Source organism: Galbibacter pacificus, assembly GCF_029603165.1.
Classification (GTDB): Bacteria; Bacteroidota; Bacteroidia; order Flavobacteriales; family Flavobacteriaceae; genus Galbibacter; species Galbibacter pacificus.
Genome location: NZ_JAQSVC010000008.1, coordinates 45,077 through 52,490 on the forward strand (window position 1 = coordinate 45,077; position 7,414 = coordinate 52,490).

A 7,414-nucleotide genomic window follows, 5' to 3' on the forward strand; every position below is an offset into this window, starting at 1 on the left:
GGGCATCCACATCCATAAAACCCTAAAATTTACGTAATTTTGCAGCTTATAAGTTTTAAAAAATGGCAGAAGAAGCAAAATCATTAAATTTTATAGAACATATCATTGAAGACGACCTAAAGGAAGGCTTTAACAAAGAGGGCCTTCGTTTTCGTTTTCCGCCTGAGCCTAACGGTTATCTACATATTGGGCACGCAAGTTCCATTTGTTTAAATTTTGGGCTGGGCGAAAAATACAATGCCCCGGTAAATTTAAGGTTCGACGATACCAACCCCGCAAAGGAAGAGCAAGCGTTTGTCGATGCCATTAAACGCGACGTTGAGTGGCTCGGGTATAAATGGGACGAAGTGCGGTATGCATCCGATTATTTCCAGCAATTATACGATTGGGCTCTGGTACTGATAAAAAAAGGGAAGGCTTATGTAGACAGTCAGCCATCCGAAAAAATAGCCGAACAAAAAGGCACACCCAACACACCTGGAACAGAAAGCCCCTATAGAAATAGAAGCGTTGAGGAAAACTTATCGCTTTTTGAACAGATGAAAAACGGGGACTTTAAAGAAGGGGAGCATGTTTTGCGTGCAAAAATAGACATGGCTTCTTCTAATATGCTCATGCGCGACCCCGTAATGTACCGCATTTTGCACAAAGCGCACCACCGAACAAATACCGATTGGTGTATTTACCCCATGTACGACTGGACACATGGTGAAAGCGATTATATCGAGCAAGTGTCGCATTCGTTTTGTACGCTTGAGTTTGCCATGCACCGCGAATTGTACAATTGGTTTTTGGAACAGGTTTATGACCCAAACAAGGTAAAACCAAAACAACGCGAATTTGCCAGGAGGAACTTAAGCCATACCGTGGTAAGTAAGCGCAAATTGCTCCGCTTGGTGGAGGAAGGTGTTGTAAAAGGTTGGGATGATCCCCGCATGCCAACAATTTCCGGATTGAGAAGGCGCGGTTATACCCCCGATTCCATAAAGAATTTTGCCAAAACCATTGGTATTGCCAAGCGCGACAACCTTATTGATGTCTCTCTATTGGAATTTCATGCACGGGAAGACCTCAACAAAAAGGCTCCACGGATTATGGCGGTTTTAAACCCACTTAAGGTGGTAATTACCAATTATCCAGAAAATACCGATGAGTATTTGGAAGCCGAAAACAATCCCGAAGAAGACGTGCTTACCTACAGAAAAGTGCCTTTTTCTAGAGAAATTTACATTGAACAAGAAGATTTCAGGGAAGAAGCCAATAGAAAGTTCTTCCGATTAAAGCTCGGGGGCGAGGTACGCTTAAAAAATGCATACATTATCAAAGCTGAAAAAGCTGTTAAAGATGATCAAGGGAATATTGTTGAAGTACATTGCACATACGACCCATTGAGCAAAAGTGGAAGCGGGACGCCCGAAAGCCAACGAAAAGTAAAAGGGACCTTACATTGGGTTTCCATTCCACATGCCAAAGAAGTTGAAGTTCGGGAATACGATCGCCTTTTTACCGAAGCAGAGCCAGATAGGCACAAAGAAAAAGATTTTTTGGAATTTGTAAACCCAGATTCGCTTCGCATTGTAAAAGGTTATGTAGAACCCAGTGTTGAAACCGCCAAAGAAGGCGATCATTTCCAGTTTCAGCGTATCGGGTACTTTAACGTAGATCGTGATACAACCCATGAAAAACTGGTATTCAACAAAACTGTTGGCCTACGCGATACTTGGGCAAAAATAGACAGTAAGTAATATTCTTAATAAAAATATTTCGCTATAAAGGCACGCTGATTCAGGGTGCTTTTTTATTTCTTTAACATAGTGTGTTAATAATAGGCTAATTAGGTGCTTTTATTCGTAAAATTCTTTCAATTTACGTATCTTAGGTTACATAGAATTTAGTATTTATATTAATCAGAAAAAAATAAAACTATGTCAAGCAACACAGGAAATACATTATTAGCATTACTTACCGGCGCAGCCATTGGGGCTGGTGTTGGAATTTTGTATGCTCCCGATAAAGGAGACGTGACCCGAAAAAAAATTAAAAAGAATGCAAAGAAAACTCAAAAAGAGTTGGAAAAGCAACTTAAAAAAACAACAAACCAACTTTCGGCCAAAGCAAATCATGCCCGAACAGAATTTGAACACAAACTGGAAGACACGTTGTCCAGCATGAGCTATAAGGCCGATGATATTTTGGTGGCCCTGGAAGAAAAGTTAGAAGAACTAAGGGCCAAAAACGCCAAACTACAAAAAGAAGGCGTTGTAAATAAAATAGAAAGCAAAGTTGCAAAAGCAACCAAATAGATAGCTTAATATGGCATTTAACGATTTGTCTGAAAATTTTGAAGGACTTAATAAGAGTACACAGGAGTTTGTTGAAAAAAATTACGAGTACTATAAGTTAAGCATCTTTAAAACACTTACCAAAGGAACCTCTTCAATGGTCTTGTTTATGTCCATTGGAGCTGTTCTTTTTGGAGCAATGCTATTACTAACCTTTGCAATGGCATTATTTATAGGTGCTTGGCTGGATAATTTAGGGCTCGGATTTTTAATACTGGGCGGTATATACCTTATAATTGCGCTTGTTGCATATTATGGGTTTAGAAAAACCATTGAAAGGAAAATATTAATTAAAGCCTCAAAAGATTTTTTTGATTTTGACGACTAGTCCTCTTGTATCAGCTAAATTAGCGTGGGAATAACGGTTGAAGATAATAAAAGATCAAAAAAAATTGATGGAATAATGGCTTTATAGCACGAAGCATGGATTCCCTCTTTTAAAAAAACTGAACGAATGAAAAGGATTTATACCTCATTTGAAGAAATTGACAAAGACCTAAAAGTTCTTAAACTTCAAAAAGAAATTCATAAAGAAGAAATAAAACTGAATTATAACGGCTTAAAAGACGATTTGGGGTTTTTGAACGTAATAGGCAAAACCACGGGCTATATTGTCAAGCGTGCGTTAGCACTTAAGGTAATGCGCAAAATATTTGGTTAAAAAATCCTCCCCAAACTTTGGTTATGTTGTTTGGTATATGTCGGGGAAAAAGGGCTGTTAAAATTCAGTTGGAATTTTAACAGCCCTTTTTAAGCTTTTTTAGCTAACGTTGCAATTTTCGCAATCGGTTCATAAAACCGTTTTCCATCTCCTAAAAAGTCCAACATGTGTCTATAAAAATTCCTTTGCTCATAGAAGCCTTCCCTAAATTGGGTAAGGCTACATACAAGGCTACAGTTGACCTTGTGATTCGGTTTATAAATTATTTTTGCGGATACTTTGTTGGCAACAGTTTTAATTCTTTTTGTTCCACTCTTCAATTAACCTGAACGTTTTACTGTTCTTTACAATATCTAAATGTTTTACATTTTCTAATATTTCAACACGCACAAATTTTTTAGCGGGCTCAAATACAACTGGAAATTGTTCAGGATAAAAGCTTTCATCCTCATTACCGACCAAGACCAAACATGGTATATCAATGTTTTTTATTTCATTTTGATGGTCATTTGTGTCAAAATTCATTGTCAAATTGTATGAATAGGAAGGGACTTGCAGGCTGTCATTAATGTTTTCAGGACGATTAAAAAACAATACGGGTAAGTGATTTAAGCTTTTCACATGCAAGTTATTTAGCATAGAAAGTCCGATGATTCTTTTTAAAGCGACTTTCACCCATCCTCCACTATTGGGTTTTACCGTGGGCGCCTTATAACCTAAATAGGGTGCGAGTAAAATGGCTTTATCCACTTGAATGTTTTTTGGATTTCCAATGTACCTCAAGACAAATCCTCCACCCGATGAATGCCCAGCCAAAATGGTTTTATTTGCATAAAGATTTTTATTGCTAAATTGGATTAAATCCTCGATATCGTTTTCAAGTTGTCCAATAAAATCAATATCACCTCGCCTTCCTTTATTTCTTCCATGTCCTCTTATATCGGGAGTTATTACCGTAGCAATATTTTTACTTGCGATTTCATTTGCAATTTCTGACAAATATCTACTTTCAGATCCCGAGCCGTGAATCAGAATCATCACATCTTTGCTCTGACTTTTATAAATTCTACTAAAAATTTCATAGCCATCTCTCATTTTCAGCCATTGTTCAGTCCCTAAAGCTATTTCTGTGTGTTTTTTAACAGAACTATAATCATAATTCTTTACATTTTTTTCAAGTTTAATCGGCCAGTAAATGAGAGCTAAACAGATTAGTGTATAAATAAAAAGACCTATTAAAAGTGTCTTGATAATTCGTTTAAAAATTTTGTGTCGCATTTTTTCAGTTAATTATTTCTCGCCAAAAATGAATCTAAAATCCTATTTTTAGAAAAATTAAATTCTGAATTGTTGCTTTTAAAGGATGAGTTGTCAAATTGTTGCCAACGGTTCTTGTGTGACCAACTACCGGTTCAGTCAACACGGCGTTCATGTTTGACCGTACCGACCACACGAATCTTAGTTATTGGCAACAGTTTTTTTATTAATTCGCTTATAATTTTTCATTCAAATCTTGTCGTCCGACAATTGCCATTATTTCGACAAAATTTCCATTTATTTTATAGTAAATACTATCAATTCTACATACGCATCGTCTATATCTCTTTTTTATATAATCCACTGATTCAAATGAAAAAGGACGTTCAGCAATAATGTCAAAATATTCAAAAAAAGATTCGAAATATTTGTCTGCTTGAGTCATTCCAAATTTTTCAACTCCGTAATGATGAATTCTAATCAAGTCATTTTTGGCTTCATTAGTCAGTTTGTATTTAGCCATTTTGTAAGCTTCCCCTAATTAGAACTGCTTGATTGTCCAAAAATATCATTTTAGCAAAGACTTTGATTGGGCTAAAATACTTTCTTTACTGTCGGTCGTAAATCCGCTATTTTCAGCTCTTTCCAGTTTTGCTCGAATCCAATCAATTTGAACTTGTTGTTTTCGAGCTTGTCTAATCAAGTCGTTAACCAATTCGCTTTTGCTTGAATACTCTTTATTGTCCACTTGGGCTCTTAACCATTCGTCATTCGGTTTTGTAAATGATATACTTTGTCTTGACATAATTTTATTATTTGATGTAAATATACACCAAAAACGTACCGTATCCAAATTGTTGCCAAGTCGTGGATACTGCATTTCGATAATTAAAGGTAACGGTTAGTATATAAAAAATAGGCGATTTTTTATATACATTGTTAGCGGGTCATTTTTTCTTATTATCTATTTGAATTCCTTGTCTAATGTAGTACTCAAGAACTTCTTCTGAGTAGTCGGTCAGACTTGTTATTCTAAGATTTAAAGTTTTGTTTCCTACACCTTCTAAAAGTCCATATTTGTCTTCAAACTGTTTTCCTTCTGCAAATGAGAATGTAATACCTTTTTGTGTTGGACTTACTGAAATAATTATTTTGTTCTGTCTGTATACTGGAACACCATAATATTTTTCTGTTCCACCACGCATTGCTTCTTGTAAGGTAGGGAACTTCTCTTTTATTAAGGTTCTGAACTTTAAAAAAATAGGCTCAAATTCATGTTTGATTTTTGCATCAATAAACTGCTCTATTTCATTCATATATTAGGTTCTTTGAAAATTAGCTTTCTGCAAATTATTAGCACAGACATAACACCAAACAGCACATAATACTATTACAATTCTCCCATACCAACCAATAGGTGTGTCTTCTGTAATCATGCCGTTTGTTTTACTTAAATAATAGCCCATTCCACCTACCAAAATTAACTCAGCCAACCAAACCAAAGTAGTGGTTAACAATATTGAGATTTTAAAAGGTTTTAAAGACGGTTGCTTATAAAATTGAATTGTAACAAAAATGGTAGCAATAATCATCAACCCTAACAAGCCTGCGGCACCACTATGAATTTGACCAATAACTGTTATGTTCTCAGGACTTGTTGTAATAGGGTCGGTATTAAAAAAACCTGCAAGAAAGTTCCCTACTGATGCCAACAGCAGAAGAATTCCACCGATTTTTGAACCAATGTTAGTAAACTTTTGAATTAGAAACATACCTGAAAAAGCAAAAGAACAGCCCAAAAGAATGAAAGCCAAATTCATCAACCATCCAAATTCACCTAGGGCATATTCGCTTATTGGCTGCCAAGTTGGATTCACCGTAGTATTTATTATATGTAAAAGAAATAGGATTGATACAAATCCAACAGCACTATACTTTGAAAACGTTAGTTTATTCATTTTTTAAAGTTTTAAGTAAAACATCTAATCTTTCGTGAGAATCCACAACGCCTCTTTCCATACCAGATTGGATATGTCCATCTCTGTCAATGACAGATTTGTAGATTATCTGAATGGTCATTTTGCAATGGTTGTCAGTAATATTTTCTAGGGTCAAAAATTCTAGCGACACATGGCCTTTATCAGGCATACCCTCATATTCAAATGTTCGGATTATTCTTTCTGGTTTAGCAACTTCATGAATCACCCCATTGAACGAATGGTTGTTACCTTGTGGGTCTTTGTGTGTAAATCTCCAAGATCCATGCGATTGATTTATTAGCTTATCTACAACAGTGGACATTTCTTTTGGGCCCATCCATTGCCTAATAAGGTCAGGTTCAGAAAAGGCTTTAAATACCAATTCTCTTGGTGCGTCAAATTCTCTTTCGATAAAGAGCTCTTGTTTGTCTTGTTCTGCAATAATTTGCGTGCTTCGCTTCATAAATATTTATTTTTTTGCTTGATTTTTTAATTTCTCTAATACACTATCCATTCTGTCAAACCTGTCTTCCCATAATTTACGGAATGGTTCTAACCAATCAGATACTTCATGCAGTTTCTGAATTTCTAAATTGCAATACCGTTCCCTACCCGCTTTTTGAATTGAAATAACCCCACATTCTTGTAGATATTTTACATGCAAAGAAACTGCCTGTCTGGTCATGTCAAATTTCTCTGCTAGTGCATTTACATTTTGAGATTCGGAGGTAAGCGACATCAATATGCTTCTTCGAGTTGGGTCAGCAATAGCATTGAAAACATCTCTTCTCATAATTTAACTGTCAATTTATGCAAGTAATTGCTTGCAAATATAAATGCAAGTATTTGCTTGCGCAAATATTTTTCTCTTTTTTCAAATTAATTTCTAGGGATTAGGGCTAATTGATTGCAGGATGTCTTTTTATAATGCCCGCCAACGTTTAGTATATGAAAAGTAGGCGCTTTCGAGTCAGGAAATTTTGGCTAAAACCAAAGGTTGAAATGTGCTAAAAACTTGTGTTTGTTAATGATTTCGCCTATTTTTTATATGCCTTGTGCCTGTTGCACAAGTTAGCAAAAAATTGACATAGGGTTGATATTTTCCTTTCATTAGATACCTATATTGTAGTATGCAAGGCAAAAAGCAATATCAGGAGAAACTGTTCAATCAGTTT

General features: G+C 35.7%; 11 protein-coding genes. 4 read left to right on the plus strand and 7 right to left on the minus strand.

Going from position 1 to position 7,414, the window contains the following annotated elements; translation table 11 throughout:
* Positions 1 to 62 precede the first annotated feature (62 nt).
* The 4 genes from PSF86_RS17455 (at position 63) to PSF86_RS17470 (ending at position 3,003) form a co-directional block, all read left to right on the plus strand.
* Complete coding sequence (locus PSF86_RS17455; RefSeq protein ID WP_277901383.1) at positions 63 to 1,745, plus strand: glutamine--tRNA ligase/YqeY domain fusion protein; 1,683 nt, start codon at positions 63 to 65, stop codon at positions 1,743 to 1,745.
* A 180-nt stretch (positions 1,746 to 1,925) separates the two neighbouring features.
* Entirely contained in the window at positions 1,926 to 2,303 is a 378-nt protein-coding gene (locus tag PSF86_RS17460) for a YtxH domain-containing protein (protein ID WP_277901384.1), read from the plus strand.
* 10 nt (positions 2,304 to 2,313) lie between these two features.
* Positions 2,314 to 2,670, plus strand: coding sequence for a phage holin family protein (locus PSF86_RS17465; protein ID WP_277901385.1), 357 nt, complete (start codon positions 2,314 to 2,316; stop codon positions 2,668 to 2,670).
* Between the two features lie 126 nt (positions 2,671 to 2,796).
* Positions 2,797 to 3,003 (plus strand): DUF6327 family protein, encoded by a 207-nt coding sequence (locus PSF86_RS17470; protein WP_277901386.1) that lies wholly within the window; start codon positions 2,797 to 2,799, stop codon positions 3,001 to 3,003.
* Positions 3,004 to 3,297: 294 nt separating this feature from the next.
* Here PSF86_RS17470 and PSF86_RS17475 read toward each other — a convergent pair whose 3' ends face one another.
* From PSF86_RS17475 to PSF86_RS17505, 7 genes are all read right to left on the minus strand, one after another.
* Positions 3,298 to 4,281: an alpha/beta hydrolase gene (locus PSF86_RS17475; protein WP_277901387.1), complete on the minus strand. Its 984-nt coding sequence runs from the start codon at positions 4,279 to 4,281 to the stop codon at positions 3,298 to 3,300.
* A gap of 214 nt (positions 4,282 to 4,495) precedes the next feature.
* Entirely contained in the window at positions 4,496 to 4,783 is a 288-nt protein-coding gene (locus tag PSF86_RS17480; RefSeq protein ID WP_277901388.1) for a type II toxin-antitoxin system RelE/ParE family toxin, read from the minus strand.
* 45 nt (positions 4,784 to 4,828) lie between these two features.
* Positions 4,829 to 5,065 (minus strand): ribbon-helix-helix domain-containing protein, encoded by a 237-nt coding sequence (locus PSF86_RS17485; protein WP_277901389.1) that lies wholly within the window; start codon positions 5,063 to 5,065, stop codon positions 4,829 to 4,831.
* A 142-nt stretch (positions 5,066 to 5,207) separates the two neighbouring features.
* Positions 5,208 to 5,576: a DUF1801 domain-containing protein gene (locus tag PSF86_RS17490; protein WP_277901390.1), complete on the minus strand. Its 369-nt coding sequence runs from the start codon at positions 5,574 to 5,576 to the stop codon at positions 5,208 to 5,210.
* A gap of 3 nt (positions 5,577 to 5,579) precedes the next feature.
* On the minus strand, positions 5,580 to 6,218 hold the full coding sequence (locus tag PSF86_RS17495; RefSeq protein ID WP_277901391.1) for a DUF998 domain-containing protein: 639 nt from the start codon (positions 6,216 to 6,218) through the stop codon (positions 5,580 to 5,582).
* Entirely contained in the window at positions 6,211 to 6,702 is a 492-nt protein-coding gene (locus PSF86_RS17500; protein WP_277901392.1) for an SRPBCC family protein, read from the minus strand. The genes PSF86_RS17495 and PSF86_RS17500 overlap by 8 nt, the downstream gene beginning before the upstream one ends.
* Positions 6,703 to 6,708: 6 nt before the next feature.
* Positions 6,709 to 7,032 (minus strand): ArsR/SmtB family transcription factor, encoded by a 324-nt coding sequence (locus PSF86_RS17505; protein ID WP_277901393.1) that lies wholly within the window; start codon positions 7,030 to 7,032, stop codon positions 6,709 to 6,711.
* Positions 7,033 to 7,414 lie beyond the last annotated feature (382 nt).

Coding starts and splice junctions, on each gene's coding strand:
- PSF86_RS17455 (WP_277901383.1), top strand. CDS start 63: ATGGCAGAAGAAGCAAAATCATTAAATTTTATAGAACATATCATTGAA.
- PSF86_RS17460 (WP_277901384.1), top strand. CDS start 1,926: ATGTCAAGCAACACAGGAAATACATTATTAGCATTACTTACCGGCGCA.
- PSF86_RS17465 (WP_277901385.1), top strand. CDS start 2,314: ATGGCATTTAACGATTTGTCTGAAAATTTTGAAGGACTTAATAAGAGT.
- PSF86_RS17470 (WP_277901386.1), top strand. CDS start 2,797: ATGAAAAGGATTTATACCTCATTTGAAGAAATTGACAAAGACCTAAAA.
- PSF86_RS17475 (WP_277901387.1), bottom strand. CDS start 4,281: ATGCGACACAAAATTTTTAAACGAATTATCAAGACACTTTTAATAGGT.
- PSF86_RS17480 (WP_277901388.1), bottom strand. CDS start 4,783: ATGGCTAAATACAAACTGACTAATGAAGCCAAAAATGACTTGATTAGA.
- PSF86_RS17485 (WP_277901389.1), bottom strand. CDS start 5,065: ATGTCAAGACAAAGTATATCATTTACAAAACCGAATGACGAATGGTTA.
- PSF86_RS17490 (WP_277901390.1), bottom strand. CDS start 5,576: ATGAATGAAATAGAGCAGTTTATTGATGCAAAAATCAAACATGAATTT.
- PSF86_RS17495 (WP_277901391.1), bottom strand. CDS start 6,218: ATGAATAAACTAACGTTTTCAAAGTATAGTGCTGTTGGATTTGTATCA.
- PSF86_RS17500 (WP_277901392.1), bottom strand. CDS start 6,702: ATGAAGCGAAGCACGCAAATTATTGCAGAACAAGACAAACAAGAGCTC.
- PSF86_RS17505 (WP_277901393.1), bottom strand. CDS start 7,032: ATGAGAAGAGATGTTTTCAATGCTATTGCTGACCCAACTCGAAGAAGC.